The following is a 23,157-nucleotide window of genomic DNA, read 5'->3' on the forward strand; positions in this document are numbered from 1 at the left end:
CTGCCGCCGAGGAGCCGCGCACGCCCCGGAGGGGACGGCGAGTGGTCCCCGCCGTCCCCTCCGGGCTAGGTCATCGTGCGTACAGCTCGAATTCGTAGAGCGAGAACCCGTACGAGGTCGCCCGCTTGACCCCGTACACCCGCACGTAGCGGGCGGCGACCGGGGCGAAGGTGGCGTTGTCGACGCCGCCGTTGCCGGCGGTGGTGGTGAACACCGGCGTCCAGGAGCTGCCATCGCCGGAGACCTCGATCCGGTACGAGGTGGCGTAGGCGGACTCCCAGCGCAGCACCGCCCGGCTGACGGTGCGGGCCGCCCCGAGGTCGACCCGGATCCACTGGTTGTCGTTGTAGCTGCTGGCCCAGCGGCTGCTCAGGCTGCCGTCGACTGCCTTGGCCGGGGTGTGGCTGGTCAGGAACTGGGTGCTCGACGCGGTGGTCGGGCGACCCTGGGCCAGGTTGGTGACGTCCTCGCCCCGGCGTGCCGGGAACGAGACGACCTGCTGGTAGGTGGGGCGGTTCTGCCAGGCGATCAGCGGGTGGGTGATGCCGCCGAGCCCGGACTGGGCGATCGAGTCGGCGCACCACTGATCGCCAGCCCCGCAGGACTTGTCGCCCGGGTAGACAGTGGTGCCCGGCACCGCGGCGGCCTGGCCGAGCGTGTCCAGCATGGCCTGCCGGCACGCGCCGAGGCTGCCGTCGCCGCAGTACGCGCGGCCCAGCCCACCGGCGACGGGGTCGCCGAGCACGGTACGCAGGTCCTTGTCGACGTAGCCCCACCAGCCGTGCTGGAACGACGAGCCCTTGTGTGCCTGCCCCTGCAACGCCCAGCTCACGGTGCCGTCGCGCGCACCGTTCTGGCCGCCCGACGGCGCCTCGTTCACCTCGATGGCGTCGACCAGCGCGGCGTACACATCCGGCCCGAGTCCGGGGCGGAACTGCGCCGAGGCCAGCAGCGGCCACCAGGCGTCGAAGATCCGGATCGCGTCCGCGTGCTGGTAGACCTTGGAGCCGGGGGACGTCTCCACCCGCCGGGCACCGGCCTGCTGCCAGGCCCGCAGCTTGCCGACGGCGTCGGCCAGCGCCGGGTCGGTGACCGGTGCGCTGTCCAGCACCCGCAGCAGGTCGGGAAGGACCTGCTGGCCGCGCAGGTCGGTCACCGCCGCGTCCGCCACGATCTTCACGACGTCGGCGCGGCCGAGCTTGCGCTGGGCGATCGCGGCGCGCACCGGGCCGTCGAGCAGCTGACCCCGGTGTACGGAGCCGAAGCTGAAGTTGCCGTCCGCCGCCCCGAAGTCCTTCGCCTGCTTGTTGTTCCAACTGACGTAGTAGTCCTGGTTGACCGACTGCGGATGCGCCGACGACGGGGTGTAGCTGGCGTCGTTGGTGTCCGGGTTCCAGCCGACCCACTCGTACGCCGGCTCGGCCTTGGTGGGCAGGTTCGGGTCGGCGGTGGCGGGCCGCACCGGGTTGGAGCCGGAGTTGTAGTACGCGGCCTCGGTCGAGTTGACGTAGAACCAGTTGAACGCGTACCCGACGCTGGCCGCGGACGCCTGGAAGGCCGCCGCGCTGCCCATCGCCGACGGGTCGTTGTAGGCCTGGAAGCCGATCGCCGAGTCGGCCTCGTGCCGGTAGGTGGAGCGCAGCTTGGTGAACGCCGTCGGCTGCCCGTTCACCAGGCCCCGGTAGGCCACCAGCCCGTACTTGGTGCGCAGCGCGCGCAGGGTGTACGAGCCGGCCGGAGTGGAGTCGGCGAGCGTCGGGGACCAGGAGTTGCGCTGCTCCAGCGCCTCCATGGCGAGACACTGCCCGTGGTAGAGGTAGCGGTTGGACCGCAGCGTCGGTGCGCTGCCGTCGGTGGTGCACAGCGGCACCGCGTACGTGTCGGTCAGGTCCTGGGAGGCCGACGTGGCGCTCCACGCGTAGTCCTGGCCCCGGCCGAGCAGCACGTACAGGTTGAGCCCGGCGAACGCCGCGCCACGCGCGCTGATCCCGGGCCCCTGCAACTCCTGGAGCATCAGCAGTTGCGGGGCGAAGTAGCCGGTCTGCGGGCCGAACACGGCCACCGGGTTGCCGGTGGTGGTGTGCTGTCCGGAGACCACGACCGCGTTGGACATGCCGTGCGCGCGCAGGTTGGCCAGGCCGCCGAGCAGGTCCTTGGTGGCGGTGCTGGCGCCGGTGCGGGACGCGGCCCCGCCGGTGGCGTCGTAGGCGAGGGGCTCGGCGACCACCGTCCCGGCGTCGGGCAGCACCGCGCTGGTCGCGCCCGGCGACGTCGCCCCGTACGGGAAGCTCTGCCCGTCGTGCAGGGTGAGCACGGTCTCCGGGTCGTTCTGCGACCGGAACGCCGCCCACACCTTGTCGCCCTCGGTGGCGCCGTACTTGGCCCGGGCGGCGACCCGTACCAGCGCGGACTGGATCTCGCTGCCACCGCCACCGCCGAACAGGCCGCCGATCACGCCGGCGGTGGCGATCAGGTCGGTCATGGTGAAGTGCTTCGGCTTGCCGGCGCCGGCGAGCACGTATTCGCCCGGGTAGTTGTCCTCGGCGATCGACTTGTCGATGTAGGCGTTGATGCCGGCGATGTAGTCGACCACGTCGGTGTAGAGCTGCTGGCCTCGGGCGCCCTTGGTGCGCAGTGCGTCCACCTGGGCCTGGAGGTCCGCCTCGGTGTACGGCGAGTTGGCCCAGACGCTCTGCTCCAGCTCCCGGTTGCCCGGCGCGCCGCCGGCGAACGAGGTGACGTTGCCGCGGCCGACATGCCGGAGCAGGTCCATCACCCAGAGCCGGTCCTGGGCTCCGGCGTACCCGGCGCCGAACATGGTGCCGGCGCGGGTGGTGCCGGTGATGTGCGGGACGCCGGTGGCCCTGTCCCGCACGATGGTGACATCGGCGCGTGGCGAGACGGTGCTCTCCACCTGCGCGGCCGGGACGCCGAACGAGGCGTCGTTGTAGAAGTGGGCAATCTGCTCGTCGGTCAGCCCGGCGTAGTTGTAGACCAGGTTCGCGTACTCGTCGAGCTGGTCGCTGGAGTGCGCCGGGCGGGTGCCGAGCGCCTGGTGCGCCAGGATGGCGACCAGTGTGGCGTTGCCGTTCTGCCCGGGGGGCAGGATGTCGGCGCACTGGCCGAGGCAGTAGTCGTTGGCGGCGAACGTGCCGGCGGCCAGCGCCGGTGACGGCGGGGTCACCGTCAGGACGCTCGCGGTCAGGACGGCGGCGGTGCACGCGGCGAGCCGGTTACGGAGAGCGGTACGGGGCATGGCGATCCTCCGGGGACGCGGAGTCGGGCCGTTCGGTCACGCCCGGCTGCCGGTCCCGACGTCTCGCCCTCCGCGCCCGGGCGTTCCACCCGGAGGTGAGAATGACTCATATCGATCTTCGGGCAATGATCGGCGCAGCACCGCCGTCCGGGATACCCGTCGTTCACCACGCGCCAATGTCGACCTTTCGCCGCCTTTGGGCGCGGCCGCCGACCAGGCGGGTCAGGGCCGCGCCGGCCAGGGTGAGGGAGAGCGTTGGTGCCCGACGGCAGCCTCGCCGCCCGTGGACCGCCTCGGCGGTCAGCGCGAGTCGAGTGAAGCGTGGAAGCGTGCCCTTCGCTTCTGCGGCCGACGGTAGCTGTTACCGCTAACACCTGGCAAGCCATCGAACTTGGCAACTCGACCGGCGTGCTGCCGGCTTTCGCGAGCCCTACCGCGCAGTCAGTTGATCTCGATTGGCCGAAGGCGCGACCCCGGCAATTCTGATCCGTAACAGCCCCGAAACTACCGGTTGAGAATCCTGGAACTTTCTGTCAACCTGGGAGCCATCGATCGCTGTGAACGTTAACAAGATCACTTCAAGACGGGAGGCGCCTCACGCGACCGTCGGGCCCAACCACCTGCCGGTCGACCACGTCCACCACCGACGAGCCCAACACCCGCGACCACTCCCCGACTGGCGACCGGACCCACTCCTCGCACCACTTCGCCCGCTGGTCAGGCGGCCCGAACCGGCTCGCGTCCGGAGCGTACGCCTGACGTCGGTCCCGGCCTGCTCGAGCGGACCGACCATCATGGCCACCGCCATTCGAGCGGAGCCTCCCACTGGAACAGCGACAGGAACTTCCTATCCCACCACTGGAGGATCAGCATGGCTTCCCGGACCCGTCCCGTCGGGCGCAGCCGACTACGAACACTCACATTTTCCGGAACGGCCGCGATAATTCTGGCCCTCGTCGTGTCACTGCTGCCCAATCTCGCCCAGGCCGCCGAGACCACCCTCGGCGCCGCCGCAGCCCAATCTGGCCGGTACTTCGGTGCTGCCGTCGCCGCCAACAAGCTCGGCGACAGCGCCTACACGACGATCCTGAACCGCGAGTTCAACAGCGTCACTCCCGAGAACGAAATGAAGATCGACGCGACCGAGCCGCAGCAGAACAACTTCACCTTCGGCAACGCCGACCGGATCGTGAATCACGCCATCTCCCGGGGTTGGAAGGTCCGGGGCCACACCTTGGCCTGGTACTCGCAGCAGCCGGGCTGGATGCAGAGCATGGAGGGCACCACGCTGCGCAACGCGATGCTGAACCACGTCACCCGGGTGGCCAGCTACTACCGCGGCAAGATCGACTCATGGGACGTGGTGAACGAGGCGTTCGAGGACGGCAACAGCGGGGCCCGTCGCAACTCGAACCTCCAGCGCACCGGTAACGACTGGATCGAGGCCGCGTTCCGCGCCGCCGACGCGGCGGACCCGAACGCGAAGCTCTGCTACAACGACTACAACACCGACAACTGGACCTGGGCCAAGACGCAGGCCGTTTACAACATGGTGCGCGACTTCAAGTCTCGTGGCGTGCCGATCGACTGCGTCGGGTTCCAGTCGCACTTCAACGCCAACTCGCCGTACAACAGCAACTACCGCACCACGCTGTCCAGCTTCGCCGCCCTCGGGGTGGACGTGCAGATCACCGAGTTGGACATCGAGGGATCCGGCACGACGCAGGCCAACACCTACCGCAACGTGGTCAACGACTGCCTTGCCGTGGCCCGCTGCAACGGGGTCACCGTGTGGGGGGTGCGCGACTGCGACTCGTGGCGCTCCGGTGGCACTCCGCTGCTCTTCGAGTGCAACGGCAACAAGAAGGCCGCGTACACGGCCACCCTGGAGGCGCTGAACAGCGCCGGCCCCGGCCCCACTCCCACTCCCACGCCCACCACGCCGGGTCCCACCCCCACCGTCCCACCGGGGGGCTCCGCCAGCGAGATCGTCGGCACGCAATCCGGCCGGTGCATCGACGTGCCCAATGCCGCTACCACCAACGGCACCCGGGTGCAGCTCTACGACTGCAACAAGCAGACCAACCAGGCCTGGACCTACACCTCAGGCAAACAACTCCAGGTGTACGGCACCATGTGCCTCGACGCGGCAGGCTCCGGCAACGGCGCGGCAGTCCAGATCTACAGCTGCCACAGCCAGACCAACCAACAGTGGAACGTCAACTCCAACGGCACCATCAGCGGCGTGCAGTCCGGACGATGCCTGGACGTCTGGAGCACCGCCAACGGTGCCCAGATCCAGCTCTACGACTGCCACGGACAAACCAACCAGCAATTCCGGCTCGCCTCCCTCGGCGGTCCCACCCAGACACCCACGCCGACGCCGACGACGCCGCCGCCGACGACGCCGCCGCCCGGCGGTACCTGTGATCTGCCGTCGTCGTACCGCTGGTCGTCGACGGGCGCGCTGGCGCAGCCGAGGTCGGGATGGGTGTCGCTGAAGGACTTCACGCATGCGCCGTACAACGGCCAGCAGTTGGTCTACGCGACAACGCACGACACGGGAACGACGTGGGGCTCGATGAACTTCGGTCTCTTCTCGAACTGGAACCAGATGGGGTCGGCGTCGCAGAATCAGATGCCGTTCGCGGCGGTGGCGCCGTCGTTGTTCTACTTCGCGCCGCGCAACGTCTGGGTCCTGGCCTATCAGTGGGGTGGGCCGGCGTTCTCCTACCGCACGTCCACCGACCCGACCAACGTGAACAGTTGGTCGGCGGCGCAGACGCTGTTCACCGGGAGCATCTCCAACTCCAACACCGGCCCGATCGACCAGGCGCTCATCGGCGACGACCAGAACATGTACCTGTTCTTCGCCGGGGACAACGGCAGGATCTACCGGGCCAGCATGCCCATCGGCAACTTCCCGGGCAGCTTCGGCTCGAACTACACGACGATCATGACCGACTCGACGAACAACCTGTTCGAAGGAGTGCAGGTCTACAAGCTCCAGGGGCAGAACCGTTACCTCATGCTCGTCGAGGCGATCGGTGCGAACGGGCGCTACTTCCGGTCGTTCACGGCCACCAGCCTGGGTGGTACGTGGACGCCGCAGGCCACGTCCGAGAGCAACCCGTTCGCCGGCAAGGCCAACAGTGGTGCCACCTGGACCAACGACATCAGTCACGGCGAGCTGATCCGCAGCAACGCCGATCAGACCATGACCGTCGACGCCTGCAACCTGCAACTGCTCTACCAGGGGCGTTCTCCCAGCTCCGGCGGTGACTACGGCCTCCTGCCGTACCGGCCGGGTCTGCTGACGTTGCAACGCTGACGATCGGACAACGCCGGGGGCGGGCAGGTTCGGCACACCACCGAACCCGCCCGCCCCCGCTCCACCACCACCAGGAGGTACCGACAGTGCGAGAAGACGCCAACCACCCCCCGCCCGCGGGAACCACCCATGCTGACCGGGTGCCACCCGGCTTCCGAGGACGACTGTTGAAGATCGCCGCAGCCGCGATGGCAGCCGCAGTCGGACTGCTCACCATCACCCTGACGACCGGGTCGGCGTCGGCCGCCGACAACCCGTACCAGCGGGGACCGGACCCCACGCAGAGCAGCGTCACCGCCGTGAACGGCCCCTTCGCCAACACGTCGGTCAGCGTCCCGACCGGGTACGGGTTCAACGGCGGCAGGATCTACTACCCGACCGACACCAGCCAGGGCACCTTCGGTGCCATCGCGATCTCGCCCGGTTACACCGCGTTGTTCTCCGCCGAACTGGCCTGGATGGGGCCGTGGCTGGCCTCCCACGGCTTCGTCGTGATCGGCATCGAGACCAACAGCCGCAACGACTTCGACACGGCCCGGGGCACCCAGTTGCTCGCCGCGCTGGACTACCTCACCCAGCAGAGCCCGGTACGCGACCGGGTCGACCCCACCCGGCTGGCGGTCGCCGGTCACTCCATGGGCGGCGGCGGCGCGCTGAGCGCAGCCACCCGGCGCTCGTCGTTGAAGGCAGTGGTCGGCATCGCGCCGTACTCGCCGTCGTCGAACCTGGCCAACGACCGGGTACCGACGATGATCTTCTCTGGGCAGGCGGACACGGTGGTCACCCCGTCCTACGCCACCGGTCTGTACAACAGCCTCCCGGCCACGACGGAGAGCGTATACCTGGAGGTCGCCGGTGCCGATCATGGTTTCATGGTCGGGCGCTCGAACCCCGTGATGGTCCGGACCATGCTGCCGTTCGTCAAGATGTTCGTCGACAACGACGCCCGGTACAGCCAGTTCCTCTGCCCACTGCTGGACTCCAGTGGCGTGGTCACCTACCGCAGCACCTGCCCGTTGCTGCCGTCGACACCGCCCACCTCGACGCCGACCCCCACCGACCCGCCCACCCCCACCCCGACGCCCACCGTCCCACCCGGCTCCGCCAGCGAAATCATCGGCACCCAATCCGGCCGCTGCATCGACGTACCCAACGCCTCACGTAACAACGGCACCCGCGTCCAGCTCTACGACTGCAACAAACAAACCAACCAGGCCTGGACCTACACCTCAGGCAAACAACTCCAGGTCTACGGCACCATGTGCCTCGACGCGGCAGGCACCAGCAACGGCACGGCAGTCCAGATCTACAACTGCCACAACCAAACCAACCAACAATGGAACATCAACACCAACGGCACCATCACCAACGTCCAATCCGGACGATGCCTAGACGTCTGGAGCACCACCAACGGCGCCCAAATCCAGCTCTACGACTGCCACGGACAAACCAACCAACAATTCCGGCTCGCCGCCCTCACCCGCTGACCACCACCCCCTCCACACACCACCACACGAGCCAAAACGACCACCTGAACAAAACCGGACGGAAAAGGGCGGGCTCGGCATCACGCCGAGCCCACCCGCGTCACCCAGACACCGCACCGCACGGTCGGCATCGGGCAGCTTCCGACCTCGTCGGAGCGGTCGATTTCATACTGGCCTCGCCGTCGGCCGATCCGCGCGAGCCGGTCACCCTATTGATTCATCTCCTCCAACGCCGCAGCAAGGTGCGGGGTGCCGCGATCGGCGCGGAGATCGCCAAGCTGGTCGACGCGGTGTGCCCGGATGTCGGGTTGCGGTCCGGTGGCGTACCGGTGAGCTACGGCACGCACGTGCTCCTCCGCAGGCTCGGCGAGACCGTCGTACACCGCGACGAACACCGCCCGCGCGTCCCTCCTGGGCCATCCCGCAGGCATCATCTTGATCGGCAGCAGCGGATCCACGATGGGGAAACGCCGATAGGCATCCATCACCTCGGTGCGCGCCCGTACCGCCGCCGCTGCCGTGACGTCTCCTGACCGGACACCCGGCAACATGGCCTCCCAGCGCTTGACGAAGGAGTCGTACTGACGAACGACCGCGGCGGTGTCCCAGGCGTCGATCGGTACCCGATTGGTCACCGCCTCGATCTCCACGTGCCGTGCGCGGAACACCGTCGTGGCGCCGAGCGCGATCGCGGGAAGCTTCGCTCTGGGCGTGCGGCCGAGATTGTGCGGTGATACCCACAGTCCGTCGTACAGGGGCGCGTACCCGAGCCATCGAAGCTGTCCGCGGAGAGCCCGTCGTTCGGCGCTCGCCTCCTGCGGTAGGGAGAAGGCGACCAACGTCCACCAGCCGTCCCACGACTCGGCCTGTCCGACGAAGGCCGCGATCCGACGTGCACCCCTGGCGAGGTTGTCGGCGGCGGGCTGGGTCAAGCGGTAGAAGCTGTGACGTCCCTGTCTGCTGATCTCAAGCACTCCCCGGCGAGCCAACCGGCTGATGGCCGTCCGTGCCCCGGCCGTGTTGACGCCCGACTCGGCGAGCAACGCCACGAGAGCGGCGGAGGGTAGCCAGGTCCGGCCCTGAATGGTGTAGTCGGCCAGCAGCGTCACGGCCAAGCCCTGGGGCGAGCTGCCTGACTGTCTACGGGGCAGTTGGGTGGAGCCGTCTGCGCTGTCCGGGAAAATCTCGTCGATGTTGAAGGGGCTGACCACACGACGCTCCGGCGCAGATCGAGGAAGACCGCTTGGTAGATCCGATTGTGGCAGGTGGCCGGCCAGGTTCGTCCGCCCCCCGTCATACGGAGCTGACGTCCGCTCACCTCGTCGCAGCCATAGCGAATCATCGATTGACAGTTTTACCGACCAGGGAGACAATTTTTGTAATGCGTCTGGCCTTGCGGGAGCTAGCCAAGCCAGCGGGCAGCTGATCGACCTCCCCGGGCGGAGGTCACCTGGCGAGCCGACCGGCATGAACCAGCCTCGGCCGACTTCACCAAGGACAGGTTGACGGTGAGGCGGGCCCGGCGCGTCGCGTCCACACACGGTGATGTACCGCCGCCGGTGACTCCGCTGGCACGACTCACCGCGTCCAATCAAGCGTCAAGGGAGTGAAGAGCGTGAAACTCTATCGACGGCTGCTGGTCGGATTCGCCGTGTTCCTCGCGGCGGCTGGCCTGGCACTGGTGATACCCAGTCTGACGAGACCGGCCGCTGCGGCCTCGTTGACCGAGGTGACCAACTTCGGCAGCAACCCGGGTGGAATGCGGATGCACATCTATGTGCCGGACGTCCGTCCGGCCAACCCGGCGATCGTGGTCGCCATGCATGGCTGCGGCGGCTCCGGCCCGGGCTTCTACTCGGGCAGCGAGTTCGCCTCGCTGGCGAACCAGTACGGCTTCATCGTCATCTACCCGAGCGCCATGCAGGAGGCCGGGTTCGGCAAGTGCTTCGACACCTGGTCGGACGCGTCCAAGCGCCGTGGCGGCGGCAGCGACCCGGTCTCCATCGAGTCGATGGTGAACTACGCCCGGCAGCAGTACGCCGGTGACATCAACCGGGTGTACGCCACCGGCAGTTCGTCCGGCGGGATGATGACCCAGCACATGCTGGCGGTCTACCCCGACCTATTCAAAGCGGGCGCGTCGTTCATGGGCGTGCCCTTCAACTGCTTCGCGAACGCCGCCGCCTACCCACCTGGCGGGTCGTGCACCAACGGCAGCATGAACCGGACCCCGCAGCAATGGGGCGACCTGGTGCGAGCGGCGTATCCCGGCTACACCGGCCCGCGCCCGCCGATCCAGCTCTGGCACGGCACCAACGACACCCTCGTGCCCTACTCGCTACTACAGGAGTCGGTGGAGCAGTGGACCAACGTACACGGGCTGAGCCAGAGTCCGACGTCAACCGACACCCCGCAGCCCAACTGGAACCGCCGCCGCTTCGGCACCCAGGTCGAGGCGTACGCCATCCAGGGCGCCGGGCACAGCCTGCCGTCCAGCGGCATGGCGCGCGTCGCCATCCAGTTCTTCGGCCTGGACCGCACGGCGCCGCCCACCTCGACGCCGACCCCCACCGACCCGCCCACCCCCACCCCGACGCCCACCGTCCCACCCGGCTCCGCCAGCGAAATCATCGGCACCCAATCCGGCCGCTGCATCGACGTACCCAACGCCTCACGCAACAACGGCACCCGCGTCCAGCTCTACGACTGCAACAAACAACCCAACCAGGCCTGGACCTACACCTCAGGCAAACAACTCCAGGTCTACGGCACCATGTGCCTCGACGCGGCAGGCACCAGCAACGGCACAGCAGTCCAAATCTACAACTGCCACAACCAAACCAACCAACAATGGAACATCAACACCAACGGCACCATCACCAACGTCCAATCCGGACGATGCCTAGACGTCTGGAGCACCACCAACGGCGCCCAAATCCAGCTCTACGACTGCCACGGACAAACCAACCAACAATTCCGGCTCGCCGCCCTCACCCGCTGACCACCACCCGCTCCACACACCACCACACGAGCCAAAACCACCACACGAGCCAAAACCACCACCCGAACAAAACCGGACGGAAAAGGGCGGGCTCGGCATCACGCCGAGCCCACCCGCTCGGCTCAACCACCCCTGTCATCGGCAGGAAAGCGTGGCGTACACCATGCTCTGAGCTGCCCGAACGGTGCCGCCGTGGACCACCGCGGACGCTGCCACGGCCTGCTTGTCCGGCGCTGACCTGACGCCGTCGCCTCAGTCGGTCTTCGTGACCGACGACGCGGTTACCGAACCGTTCGCGTCGGTGTCGCCGGCCACGCTGACCTTGTCGCCGGCCTTGAAGCTCTTCAACTGGCCGGGGACCTGTACGGACGTGTCGCCGTTCGTGCGGATCGTGACCACCTCCCCGGACTCCGTCTGGAGATAGACAGTGGCGCCGTCGACGAGCTTCACAGTGCCGGTGGTGGTGTTGGCGCGCTGTGGTCTGCCCTGGGTGCCGCCGCCGATCGAGCCACCACCAGGCAGGGCCGTCGGTGGGGTGAGGCCGCCCTGGCCCCGGAACCCGCCCGGCCCTGCGGCGGCGGGCTGTGCGCCGAACTTCCTCTGCACCTCGATTCCCGCCACGAAGCCGCCGGCGAGGAGGAGCGCCACAGCGAGGACGATCGTCGTCCTGTTCCACCAGCGGCGGTCAGCCGCGGCGGCCAAGTCCGCGTCCAGTGTGGATGCCGTCATAACGATCTCCCGGTTACTCGTAGCGGAGGGCGTCGATGGGGCGCAGGCCGGCTGCCCGGTGGGCGGGCACGCTGCCGAAGAAGAGCCCGATCGCGACCGACACGCACAGGGCGAGGGCGACCGAACTGGGCACGATGACCGGCCGTACGCCGACGATGGTGAAGTTGCCGCCGATGAACGCGGTCGCGACGCCGAGTCCGCCGCCCAGCAGGCTCAACATCGTGGCCTCGGCCAGGAACTGCGTGAGGATCACCCGGCGCGGTGCGCCGAGAGCCTTACGGATACCGATCTCCCGAGTGCGTTCGGTGACCGTGACGAGCATGATGTTGGTGATGCCGATACCACCCACCAGCAGGCTGATACCGGCGACCGCACCGAGGAGTGTGGTGAACGTGTCGGCTGTCTCGCTCTGCGTCTGCAGAAGCTGCGAGGCGTTCTGGATGCGGTAGGGCTGGGGATTCGAGGCGGCAGGCGGCTGGATTCGTTGGGACAGGATCAGGGAGACCTGTGACTGCGCGTCGGTCACCTTTTCCGGGGTCCGGGCCTCGACCACGATCGAGGTGAGCGGCCCGTATCCGGTGAGTGCCTGCTGGACCGCGGTGAGTGGTGCGATCGCGACGTCGTTGGCGTCCATGAAGCCGGAGGCGCTGCTCTTCTCGCCCAGCACACCGATGACGGTGAACAGCGCGCCGTTGACGGTGATCTCTTTTCCGACGGCCTCGACGCCGGGAAACAACTCGTCGGCGACGGTCCGCCCGATCACCAGGACCGGACGCCCCTGCGCGACGTCGTCGGCGGTGAACGCCGCGCCGGCGCCGACCGGCGAGTTCGAAGCGGTGAAGTAGCTCGGGGAACTGCCGACGAGTTGTTGCACCGAGTGGTCGGCGCCCTGGTAGGTCAGGGTCGCCTGGGTGCTGGCGACGGGCGACACCGACGCGACGTCGGGGGCGAGAACCGGGTCGTTCAGCGCCTCGGCCAGCGCCGGGGTGAGGACCCCGCTGCCGCCGACGCCCTGCACGGTCAGGGTCTTGGTGCCCAGTGCCTCGATCCGCTCGGCGACCTGTCGGGCGGAGCCGTTGCCCACGGCGACCAGCAGGATCACGGCCGCGACGCCGATCAGGATGCCGAGCATGGTGAGGCTGGAGCGGAGCTTGTTGGCACCGATCCCGCGTACGGCGAAACGCAACACCTCGAAGGCGCTCATGCCGGCACCCGCTGCTGCCGTACGTCGGTGACGATCTGGCCGTCGACAAGCCGGATCAGGCGGCTCGCGCGGGCGGCGACGTCCTCCTCGTGGGTGATCAGCAGGATGGTGCGGCCAGCGGCATGGAGGTCGTCGAAGATACCGAGGATGTCTTCGGTCGACCGGCTGTCGAGGTTGCCGGTCGGTTCGTCGGCCAGCACCAGCGCGGGCTCGGTGACCAGCGCCCGGGCCACCGCTACGCGCTGCTGCTGGCCACCGGAGAGCTGGTTGGGCTCGTGGTCGCCGCGCTGACCGAGGCCGACCATGTCCAGCGCGTACCGTGCCCGTCGACGACGCTCGGCCGCCTTGACGCCGGCGTACGCCAGTGGAAGTTCGACGTTGGCCACTGCGGACGTCCGGGGGATCAGGTTGAACGACTGGAAGACGAAGCCGATCCGGCGGTTGCGCACCAGAGCGAGTTGGCGGTCGTTGAGTCGGCTGACGTCGACGCCGTCGAGCAGGTACTGACCTGCGCTCGGGATGTCCAGGCAGCCCAGGATGTTCATCAGGGTGGACTTGCCGGAGCCGGACGAACCCATGATCGCCAGGTACTCGCCCCGCGCGACGGTCAACGACACTCCGCGCAGCGCATGGACGGTGGCGGCGTCCTGGCCGTACACCTTGGTGACGGCGCGTACGTCGAGGACGGTCATCGGCCACCTCCGGGCCGGCCGCCGCCGGGGAACCCGCCACCGCCGGGGCCTGCCCCTCCGCCGGGGAAACCGCCTCCGGGCCGCGTCCCCTGGTTGGAGTCGCTCGGCATGGTGATCAGCACCTGCTCTCCGACAGCGAGCCCAGACTTGATCTCGGTCGTGTTGTCGCCCTTGAGGCCGACCTCCACCGCGCGGACGACACGTTGGCCGTTGTCCAGCACGGTGACGGTGTGGCGGTTGCCCGCGCTGGTGACGGCCGCCGAGTTGACGTAGACGACCTCGTCCACCTTGCCGACAGTCACCGACACGTTGACGCTCTGGCCGGCGCGTACTCCCTCGGGCAGGTCGTCGAGCGTGAACGTGACCCCGTAGGTCACGACGTTGTTCTCCGTCGTCGCGTTGGGGTCGATGGCGGCGAGCTTGGCCGCCGACCGCGCGCCGGCTAGTGCGTTCCAGGTGACGGTGCCGGTCTGGCCGGCCTTGAGCTTCGTGGCATCCGCCTCGGCAACCGAGGCGGAAACCTCCAGCCGGCTCAGGTCCGCGATCTCGATGAAGCTCGCCGACGACGATCCGCTCCCGGTGTCGCCGCCGTTGGAGGCGCCGCCCGGCGCGTTGCCGCCGCCGCTCGAAGCGTTGCCACCGCTGCTGGCGGACCCGGAGGCCGACCCGCCGACCGTGCCGTTGACGGCGGTCACCGTTCCGGCCATCGGTGCCTTGAGGGTCGTGCCGGCAACGGCGTCCTCGGCCTCGTCGACGTCGAGCTCGGCCTGGTCCACCTGGGCCTCCGCCTCGGAGGTGTCGCCGCCGGCGTCCTGTGCTCGGCCAAGTGCGGCCTCGGCGGCGTCGAGGTTGCTCCGGGCGGCGGTGAGCTGCCGCCGCGCGGCCTTGTCGTCGACTGTCGCCAGGACCTGCCCCTTGGTCACCTTGTCGCCGACCTGCACCCGGATCGCGGTGACGGCGCCGGAGGTGCCGAACGTGGCGCTCGCCGTCGAGGAGCTGCGCACGGTGCCCGAAGAGGAGACCGTCGCGGTGACCGTGCCCTGGGCTGCGGCGATGGTGCGGCTGCCACCGGAGCCCGGCTCGGCGGCCGCCGCGGTGCTCAATGACGTGTACGCCCAGGTGGCCGCGCCGGCCACCGCCAGGGCGAGGACGAGGTTGACGAGCAGGGCTGGCGATGTTCGCAGTCGCGAGAACGACGGCCTACCCGGTCTCGGGAGGGTGTGGCGCATGCGCGACAGCTTGCCGGAGGCGGCTCGGAGCAAGCCCCGCGCTAGCTCAAAGCTGACTGGGAACCGGTCGGCAGCAGCACCCGGAAAGCAGCTCCCTGGTCCGGGCTCGTCTTCAGTTCGACTCGGCCGCCGTGGCCGCCCACGATCGCCGCGACGATCGACAGGCCGAGCCCGGAGCCGCCATGGCTGCGCGCTCGGCTCGGATCGGCCCGGTAGAGCCGCTCGAAGACGCGCCCGGCGTGCTGCGCGGGTAGGCCCGGGCCATCGTCGGCGACCTCGAGAACCGCGATCGGCGTACGGCGTGGCGGCTCGTCGCCGACCACGGCGGCGAGGTGCCGGCGGGGCCGGTACGTCGCCAGCCGACCGACCCGGACGGTGATCGTGGCGTTCGGCGGCGTGTGCTGCAACGCGTTGGCGACCAGGTTCGTCGCGACCTGGCGGAGCCCGTGCTCGTCCCCGAGCACCGTCACCGGGTCGAAGGCGCACTGGTCGCCGCCGAAGGTGGCCAGCTGGACCGGGCGGTCGGGGCGGCGGGCGTGCGCGTCGCGGATCGTGTCGGCGGCGATCGCCAGCAGGTCGACCGGGCGTCGCTGCGGCTCCCGCTGGCGGTCCAGCCGGGCCAGCAGCAGCAGGTCTTCGACCAACAGCCCCATCCGGGCGGCCTCCGCCTCGATGCGGGACATCGTCTCGTCCAGCAGCCGCCCGGGCGGGGCGCCGCCGCGCCGATACAGCTCGGCGAAGCCGCGGATCGATGTGAGCGGAGTGCGCAGTTCGTGCGAGGCGTCCGCGACGAACTGCCGGAGCCGCTGCTCGGATGCGGTCCTGGCGGCGACCTCCGATTCGATCCGGTCGAGCATCGAGTTGAGCGCGATGCCCAGTCGGCCCGACTCGGTGTGCGGGTCGGCGTCGTCCACCCGGTGGGTCAGGTCGCCCGCGGTGATCGCGGTGGAGGTGCTCTCCATCCTGATCAGCGGGCGCAGGCCGATCCGGACCACCGCTGCGGCGACCAGCGCGAGCAGGAACAACACGACGATCATCACGACCACGTCGATGGCGAGCAGCAGGTCGGCCGTGGCCTCGACCTGGCGAAGCGAGATGGCGGCGACGGCCAGACCGCCGTCGGGCTGGGTGAGCACGCTGACCCGCCAGCGGTCCCCACCATCGACCGATTCCACTGTGTACGGCCCGTCGCCGGCCCTGTCACGCAGTGCGGCGATCGACCCCACCCGGGGTGGTGAGATCTCATCAGGTGACGGGGACGGCAACTGGCGGCCGTCGGGGTCGAAGAACAGAACGGTGCGGTACAGGTCGAAGCGGCCGCGGGGGAACCGATTGTCTGCCTGGTCGGGCGGCAACGGGCGGGCCGCGATGTGGCGCATCCCGGCGAGCTGGTTGTCGATCTGGTCGGTGAGGTACTGACGCAGCAGCACGATGCCGGCCGCGTTGGACACGACCAGGGCGACCGCGCTCAGCGTGGCCACGGCGACGACGAGGCGGGACCGCAGCGTCCAGTGCCGCCACCTGGGCATTCTCATTCGTCCGGGGGCCGACGCAGCGCGTAACCCACTCCACGGACCGTGTGGATCAACGGCGGCTCCCAGCAGTCGATCTTTTTCCGGAGGTAGTAGACGTACGACTCGACGATCCGACCGTCGCCGCCGAAGTCGTAGTTCCAGACCCGGTCCAGGATCTGCGCCTTGCTCACCACTCGGCCCGCATTGACCAGCAGATAGCGCAGCAGGTTGAACTCGGTTGGCGACAGGTCGACCAGTCGGCCACCGCGACGTACCTCATGCGCCTCCTCGTCGAGTTCGACGTCGGCGTAGCGCAGGATGGTGGTGGTGTCGTCTGGATCGATGCGGCTGCGCCGCAGGATCGCCCGGATGCGGAGGACGACCTCCTCCAGACTGAACGGCTTGGTGACGTAGTCGTCGGCGCCGACGGTCAGGCCGGAGATGCGGTCTTCGACCGCGTCGCGCGCGGTCAGGAACAGCACCGGCACGTGCGGCCCCGGCCCGGACCGCAGGCGCTGTGCCACCTGCAAGCCGTCAAGGTCGGGCATCATCACGTCGAGCACCACGAGATCGGGTTCGAACTCGACCGCGGCTGCCAACGCCTCGTGCCCGCCGCTGGCGACACGCACGTCGAACTCGATGAGCCGCAGCGTCGCCGACAGCAGGGCACAGATATTGGGTTCGTCGTCGACGACGAGCACTCGGGTCAACCGTCCAGCCACGTCATTCTTCTATCGGAGCTACCTCGGAGTCAGCTAGGACCAGCCTTTGCGCCGGCTGTGACGATCTCGTCGCCTTCGATGAGTCCGCTGGTGATCTCCGTGTACTGGTCGCCGCGTAGCCCGACGCCGACGGCGCGGGCCTGGTCACCAGTGGTCGTCCTGACCACGACGGTGCCATCGGCACGCACCGCCGCCGACGGTGCCCGCAGCACGTCGGCGACCTCACCGGTCCGCACCCGGACGTTTGCGCTCTGGCCCACCAGGAGTTCCGCCGGGACCTCCTCGAAGGCGAGTACTATGCCGTACCGCACCAGGTTCCCGTCGACGGCACCGACCGGGTCGACCCGCACGACGCGGGCGGCGAACTCCTCGTTCGGCCGATTGGCGAGCGTGACCGTAGCGTTCTGGCCCATCTCCAGGCGACCCGCGTAGGCCTCCGGCACATCAGCCGCCACCTGCATGCCCGCCACGTCGGCCAGGGTGACGAACGCGCCGCCGGTGCGGACGTCGGCACCCACCGCGCCGGCCACCGTGAGCACCTTTCCGCCGATCGGCGCCTTGATCGTGGTGCCGGCAAGGTGATCCTCGGCGTCAGCCAACGCGACCTCGGCACTGGTCACCCGCTGCTGCGCGACGAGCACAGGATCTGCAGCCCGCTGACCGGAGCACCCGGCCACCCGACCGCCGCCGGGCGCCTGACCACCGGGCGCCTGACCACCGGGCGCCTGACCACCGCCCGGTTTCTGGCCGCTGCCGGAGCCCGGCGGCTGGCTCGCGGTCGGCTGGACCGATCGGGTCGGCGAGGGCGACGGTTGGCCGCTCGGTGCCACCGACGGCGTCACCGAAGGCGACGGGGTCGTGGGAGGCGACGGCGTCGCGCCGCCACCCGCGAGTAGTGCAACCGGGACGATCTGCCCGACGCGGGCGGCGGCGACGGGGCAGGTGGCCGGCCCCGCGTCGCTCGTCTTCCCGGCCTCGTCGAGCGCCTCCTCCGCGTCCTCCAGCGCCTGCCGCGCGTCGGCCACCCGCTCCTTGGCGTCGGTGGCGTCGATCTCGGCGAGCACCTGACCGGTCTTCACCAGGTCACCGGCGCGTACGTTGACCGCCGTCACCGTGCCGTTGGTGGCAAAGCCGAGCGTGCGGGTCTGCGCCGGCTCAAGCGATCCGGTCGTCGCGACCGCCGTGATGACCTCGCCCCGGTCGACGCGCGCGGTGCTGGTGTCGCCGGAGCGTGCCGGCCCTCCCCGGTGCGACGTCCACACCACCGCCGCGACGCCGAGCACGACCAGCACGGCGAGGCCGCACACAGTGAGCCTGGCGTAGCCACGCCATCTTCTTCGGAGGAAGCCCATAAGCGGCGAGTATCGGTGGCTCACCTCGCAGATCGCTGAGCCGTACCTCGGAGTTCCCTCAGAGTCGATTCGAAGGGTTCTTTGAGCTTCACCTGACCTGACGCGGAGGTGGTGGCGGTTGCATGGGCCGGTGTGCCGCGGCACGTTCACCGACCCGGCGGCACGACGAGGATGGAGGATCTGTGTCTCTGCGCACGCGACAGTCTCCCCGCAGGCGATGGACCCTGGCGTTCGCCGCCGGATCGGCGACGCTGCTCATGGTGGCCGGTTGCGGCTCGGGTGGTGAGGGTGGGTCCAGCGATCCCGGGCAGACCTCCTCCGGCGCGCCGGAGGGGATGTCGGCATACCTCGACTGCCTACGCGGCCAGGGCATCGACATCCCGACCGCCGTGCCCTCGGGCCGGCCGACCGCGTTCCCCTCCGGCCGGCCGACCGCGTTCCCCTCCGGCCGGCCGACCGCGTTCCCCTCCGGCCGGCCGACCGCGTTCCCCTCCGGGCGGCCGACCGCGTTTCCACCTGGTGGGCCGGGCGGTGGGCGGATGGATGGCTTCCGCCCGCAAGGGGTCGACGACGCGACCTGGCAGAAGGCACAGGGGGCATGTGCGTCACAGCGGCCCTCCGGTGGCCCGGGAGGCAACGGACCCCGGGGCGGCAACCGCGAGGCCGATGCCGCCTACCGCAACTGCCTTGCCGACCGCGGTGTCGACCTGCGGGCCAACCCGGCTACGGCCGATCCCAAGGTCGCCGAGGCCATGCAGGCGTGCAAGGTGCTCCGCCCCACCGCCACCGCCACGCACTAGGCGAGCACATCCTCACGCTGGCTCGGGCCGGGGGCGCGGCGCGGCCGGCGGTGACCGGCGGTCACCTTCGTGAGGGTCGGATGCGACCGGGAGGCCAGCGCCCGTCGCTGCGCCCGCAACCCCGACTCGAGGCGGGACCTGCTCGTCCAGACGAACAGGTTGTGAACCACGTGCAGTGACGTGGTCGAAGTCAGCCGTGTTGGCGGATGTGGTCCTGGATCTGCTGGGCGAAGCCTTCGGCGGTGACAAGCTGCTCGCGCAGGGCTTCGACGCGGTTCTGCGCAGCACCATGGAACATCGCGAGACGGTCCTGCAGGGCGGCGCGGTCCTCTCCCTCGGCGGCGCCAAGTGCGTCGAGGATGGTCAGCAGGTCGCGCATCTCTTCGAGGGTGAACCCGAGCGGCTTCATCCGCTTGACGACGCGGAGACGATCGAGGTCCGGTTCGGTGTAGAGCCGAAACCCTCCCTCACTGCGCGCCGACGGGACGACGAGGCCGGCGTCCTCGTAGTGACGGATGGTGCGGATGCTCAGCCCGACCCGTTCGGCGGCTTCGCCGATCTGCATGCGCCCTGCGGTCATCGCCTCAGTGTGCCCGGCGTCCATCAGTGGCCGACCTTGAGCTTGCCGGCGAGGTTCTCGTGGAACTGCGCGCTGGCGGCGTTCAGCCCGACGATGTCCACCCGCTTGCCACGGGTCTCGTATTTGGTGGTGATGGCGTCCAGGGCGGCGACCGACGACGCGTCCCAGATGTGCGCGGCACTCATGTCGATCACCACGTGGTCTGGGTCGTGCGCGTAGTCGAACTGGTAGACCAGGTCGTTACTGGAGGCGAAGAAGAGTTCGCCGTGCACGCGGTAGATCCGGGTGGTCCCTTCGGGGTCCAGGACGCTGGTGACCTGCGCGAAGTGCGCGACCCTGCGGGCAAACACGACCATCGCGGTGAGGACGCCGAGCACGACACCGACAGCAAGGTTGTGCGTGGCCAAGGTGGCGGCGACGGTGACCACCATGACGATGATCTCGCCGGGCGGCATCCGCTTGAGGGTGGCGGGGGCGATGCTGTGCCAGTCGAAGGTTCCCACCGACACGATGACCATGACGGCGACCAACGCGGCCATCGGGATCAGTGCGACCACGTCGCCCAGGGCCACGATGAGGATGAGCAGGAACACCCCGGCCAGGAAGGTGGACAACCGGGTACGGGCGTTGGACGCCTTCACGTTGATCATTGTCTGGCCGATCATGGCGCAGCCACCCATCCCGCCGAAGAAGCCGGTGACGATGTTGGCCACGCCCTGTCCCCAGGACTCGCGGGTCTTGTCGGAGCGGGTGTCGGTGATGTCGTCGACGAGCTTGGCGGTCATCAGCGATTCCATCAACCCGACCAGGGCGATGGCCAGGGCGTAGGGGGCGATGGTGCGCAGCGTGTCGAGTGTGAACGGCACGTCTGGCAGGCCGAGGATCGGCAGGCTGTCGGGCAGGGTGCCTTCATCGCCCACGTTGGGCACGTTCAGGTGTACGACGACAACGAGCGCGGTCAGCAGGACGATGGCGATCAGCGGAGCCGGCACAGCGGTGGTGACCCTGGGCAGGAACACCATGATGGCCAGCGCCATCGCCACCAGGGGGTACACCAGCCAGGGCACGCCGAGCAGGTGTGGCACCTGGGCGGTGAAGATGAGGATGGCCAGGGCGTTGACGAAGCCCACCATCACGCTGCGCGGGATGAACCGCATCAGCTTCGCCACCCCGACCAGCGCCAGGACAACCTGGAAGACCCCACCGAGGATGACTGCGGCGACCAGGAAGCCCAGCCCGTGTTCGCGCACCAGAGGCGCCACGACCAGCGCGATGGCCCCGGTTGCGGCAGAGATCATGGCGGGTCGGCCGCCGGTGAAGGCGATGGTGACCGCCATCGTGAAGGAGGCGAACAGGCCCACCTTCGGGTCCACCCCAGCGAGGATCGAGAACGAGATCGCCTCGGGGATCAGCGCCAGCGCGACGACGAGTCCGGCCAGAACCTCGGTGCGCAACACGCGGGGCGAGGCCAACCACTGCGGGCGCGACCATCGGGGCGCCCGTACCAACTGCGATGACATAACTCTCATTTCGACTCGACGTGCACGCGCTGAGGCGTACACCGGCAACGCCGGCTGGGCGCGCTGCTGTGCTACCGGCCGGATGCGGCAGTAGCCGTCGCCTGGCGCTGAAGCGCCTTCTCTGACGAAGGTTGTCGTCGCCGAGGGGCGGACGACGCCACATCTCGGCAACGCACCCGACCCTACTCTTCGGTGAGAGGAGAGTTGACCCGACCTGGCGACCACGTGTCGCTCATCACCGCCGCCGCCTGCGGGCCACGTCGGCACCGCGGCCTCTCACGTGGCCGACGGCCCACTGCGGCTGCTCGGCAAGGTGGACGATCCCACCTCGCAGTAAGATCACTGTGGGTGTGCCGGGAAGTCTGGTCGGCAACGTCCGACCCGACCCCGAAAGATGGAGCGTTTGTGACGCCAGCACCTACCCGCAGCCCGCACGTGTTCAGTCGTGGCTCATGGCCTGAAGCCCGCCGTGTCGCTGACATCCTCCGCAAGGAGACCATCGGCGGAGCCCTGCTGCTTGCCGGCGCCGTCGTGGCTCTGATCTGGGCCAACTCGCCGTGGGCCGACAGCTACGAGTCGGTGCGTTCGTTCACGTTCGGCCCCGAGGCGCTGCACCTGAACCTGTCGGCAGGGACGTGGGCAGCCGACGGGCTGCTGGCGATCTTCTTCTTCGTCGCCGGCTTGGAGCTCAAGCGGGAGTTCGTCGCTGGCGACCTACGGGATCCTCGCCGCGCCGCCGTACCGATCGCCGCCGCCGTCGGGGGTGTGATCGTCCCCGCTGTGCTGTATCTGGTGATCAACCTCTCTGCGGGTGAGGGCGACGGCAAGGGTTGGGCGATCCCGACCGCCACCGACATCGCGTTCGCCCTGGCCGTGCTCGCGGTGATCGGCCGAAGCCTGCCGCACGCCATGCGCACGTTCCTCCTCACCCTCGCCGTCGTCGACGACCTGCTCGCCATCGTCATCATCGCCGTCTTCTACACCGCGAACCTGTCGCTCCTGCCCCTGCTGGGCGCCCTGCTCCCGCTGGCCGCGTTCACCGTGTTGGTGCAGCGCCGGGTCCGTTCATGGTGGCTGCTGCTGCCGCTGGCGTTCGCCGCCTGGACGTTGATGCACGCCTCCGGTGTGCACGCGACAGTCGCGGGGGTGTTGCTGGGCTTCGCGGTCCCGGTGCTGCGCAGCCGCAAGGCGGGCGGCCCGCAGGCGGGCCCTGGTCTGGCTGAGCACTTCGAGCACCGCTTCCGGCCGATCTCCGCCGGCATCGCCGTGCCGGTCTTCGCGTTCATGTCCGCCGGTGTCGCCGTCGGCGGGCTCGGTGGGCTCGGCTCCGCGCTGACCGATCCGGTCGCCGTCGGCATCGTCGTCGGGTTGGTCGCCGGCAAGCCGATCGGGATCACCGTCGCGACCTGGCTGGTCACCCGTTTCACCCGGGCCAAGATGGACACCGGCTTCGCCTGGATCGACGTGTTCGGCCTGGCCGTGCTCGCCGGTATCGGCTTCACCGTGTCGCTGCTGATCGGGGAGTTGGCATTCGGGATCGGCAGTGAACGCGACGAGCACGTCAAGGTCGCCGTACTGGCCGGTTCTCTGGCCGCCGCGCTGCTGGCAACGGTCATCCTGCGGCTTCGCAACCGCACCTACCGGCGGATCCACGACGCCGAGACCACCGACGCCAACCGTGACGACATCCCGGACGTCTACCAACAGGACGCTCCCCTGCCCACCGCAGGCACCTGAACG

Annotated in this window: 16 protein-coding genes; 5 read left to right on the plus strand and 11 right to left on the minus strand. The window is 69.1% G+C overall.

What is annotated here, in order from left to right; all coding sequences use genetic code 11:
- Positions 1-70: 70 nt before the first annotated feature.
- Entirely contained in the window at positions 71-3,256 is a 3,186-nt protein-coding gene (locus tag O7614_RS21370) for a penicillin acylase family protein (RefSeq protein ID WP_278140256.1), read from the minus strand.
- Positions 3,257-4,220: 964 nt separating this feature from the next.
- Here O7614_RS21370 and O7614_RS21375 point away from each other — a divergent pair.
- A complete protein-coding gene (locus tag O7614_RS21375; RefSeq protein WP_278142322.1) occupies positions 4,221-6,587 on the plus strand; it encodes a non-reducing end alpha-L-arabinofuranosidase family hydrolase in 2,367 nt (788 codons plus the stop codon).
- Between the two features lie 86 nt (positions 6,588-6,673).
- Positions 6,674-8,074, plus strand: coding sequence for a ricin-type beta-trefoil lectin domain protein (locus O7614_RS21380; RefSeq protein WP_278140257.1), 1,401 nt, complete (start codon positions 6,674-6,676; stop codon positions 8,072-8,074).
- A gap of 209 nt (positions 8,075-8,283) precedes the next feature.
- Here the strand turns inward: O7614_RS21380 and O7614_RS21385 are convergent, their stop codons facing one another.
- Entirely contained in the window at positions 8,284-9,285 is a 1,002-nt protein-coding gene (locus O7614_RS21385) for a PaaX family transcriptional regulator C-terminal domain-containing protein (RefSeq protein ID WP_278140258.1), read from the minus strand.
- A gap of 404 nt (positions 9,286-9,689) precedes the next feature.
- Here O7614_RS21385 and O7614_RS21390 point away from each other — a divergent pair, with 404 nt between their 5' ends.
- The gene (locus O7614_RS21390) at positions 9,690-11,075 is read left to right on the plus strand and encodes a PHB depolymerase family esterase (RefSeq protein WP_278140259.1); all 1,386 of its coding nucleotides are present in this window, start codon (positions 9,690-9,692) and stop codon (positions 11,073-11,075) included.
- A 252-nt stretch (positions 11,076-11,327) separates the two neighbouring features.
- Here O7614_RS21390 and O7614_RS21395 read toward each other — a convergent pair whose 3' ends face one another.
- From O7614_RS21395 to O7614_RS21425, 7 genes are read right to left on the minus strand one after another with little or no spacing between them, the layout of a single operon-like run.
- The gene (locus tag O7614_RS21395; protein ID WP_278140260.1) at positions 11,328-11,804 is read right to left on the minus strand and encodes a hypothetical protein; all 477 of its coding nucleotides are present in this window, start codon (positions 11,802-11,804) and stop codon (positions 11,328-11,330) included.
- Positions 11,805-11,817: 13 nt separating this feature from the next.
- The gene (locus O7614_RS21400; protein WP_278140261.1) at positions 11,818-13,008 is read right to left on the minus strand and encodes an ABC transporter permease; all 1,191 of its coding nucleotides are present in this window, start codon (positions 13,006-13,008) and stop codon (positions 11,818-11,820) included.
- Positions 13,005-13,700: an ABC transporter ATP-binding protein gene (locus tag O7614_RS21405; RefSeq protein ID WP_278140262.1), complete on the minus strand. Its 696-nt coding sequence runs from the start codon at positions 13,698-13,700 to the stop codon at positions 13,005-13,007. Before O7614_RS21405 ends, O7614_RS21400 begins: the two co-directional genes overlap by 4 nt.
- Positions 13,697-14,929, minus strand: a complete 1,233-nt coding sequence (locus O7614_RS21410) for an HlyD family efflux transporter periplasmic adaptor subunit (RefSeq protein ID WP_278140263.1) — start codon at positions 14,927-14,929, stop codon at positions 13,697-13,699. The genes O7614_RS21405 and O7614_RS21410 overlap by 4 nt, the downstream gene beginning before the upstream one ends.
- A gap of 41 nt (positions 14,930-14,970) precedes the next feature.
- A complete protein-coding gene (locus O7614_RS21415; RefSeq protein ID WP_278140264.1) occupies positions 14,971-16,458 on the minus strand; it encodes a HAMP domain-containing sensor histidine kinase in 1,488 nt (495 codons plus the stop codon).
- A gap of 2 nt (positions 16,459-16,460) precedes the next feature.
- The gene (locus O7614_RS21420; protein WP_278140265.1) at positions 16,461-17,165 is read right to left on the minus strand and encodes a response regulator transcription factor; all 705 of its coding nucleotides are present in this window, start codon (positions 17,163-17,165) and stop codon (positions 16,461-16,463) included.
- A gap of 29 nt (positions 17,166-17,194) precedes the next feature.
- The gene (locus tag O7614_RS21425) at positions 17,195-18,457 is read right to left on the minus strand and encodes an efflux RND transporter periplasmic adaptor subunit (protein WP_278140266.1); all 1,263 of its coding nucleotides are present in this window, start codon (positions 18,455-18,457) and stop codon (positions 17,195-17,197) included.
- A gap of 242 nt (positions 18,458-18,699) precedes the next feature.
- Here O7614_RS21425 and O7614_RS21430 point away from each other — a divergent pair, with 242 nt between their 5' ends.
- Positions 18,700-19,317 carry a hypothetical protein gene (locus tag O7614_RS21430; RefSeq protein WP_278140267.1) on the plus strand — a complete coding sequence of 206 codons (618 nt, stop codon included), beginning with the start codon at positions 18,700-18,702 and terminating at the stop codon, positions 19,315-19,317.
- Between the two features lie 190 nt (positions 19,318-19,507).
- Here the strand turns inward: O7614_RS21430 and O7614_RS21435 are convergent, their stop codons facing one another.
- Together O7614_RS21435 and O7614_RS21440 are read right to left on the minus strand one after the other, a co-directional pair.
- A complete protein-coding gene (locus tag O7614_RS21435) occupies positions 19,508-19,921 on the minus strand; it encodes a MerR family transcriptional regulator (RefSeq protein ID WP_278140268.1) in 414 nt (137 codons plus the stop codon).
- Positions 19,921-21,417, minus strand: coding sequence for a SulP family inorganic anion transporter (locus O7614_RS21440; protein ID WP_278140269.1), 1,497 nt, complete (start codon positions 21,415-21,417; stop codon positions 19,921-19,923). The genes O7614_RS21435 and O7614_RS21440 overlap by 1 nt, the downstream gene beginning before the upstream one ends.
- Positions 21,418-21,822: 405 nt before the next feature.
- Here O7614_RS21440 and nhaA point away from each other — a divergent pair, with 405 nt between their 5' ends.
- A complete protein-coding gene (gene nhaA / locus O7614_RS21445) occupies positions 21,823-23,154 on the plus strand; it encodes a Na+/H+ antiporter NhaA (protein ID WP_278140270.1) in 1,332 nt (443 codons plus the stop codon).
- Positions 23,155-23,157 lie beyond the last annotated feature (3 nt).

The organism is Micromonospora sp. WMMD961 (assembly GCF_029626145.1).
Taxonomy (GTDB): domain Bacteria; phylum Actinomycetota; class Actinomycetes; order Mycobacteriales; family Micromonosporaceae; genus Micromonospora.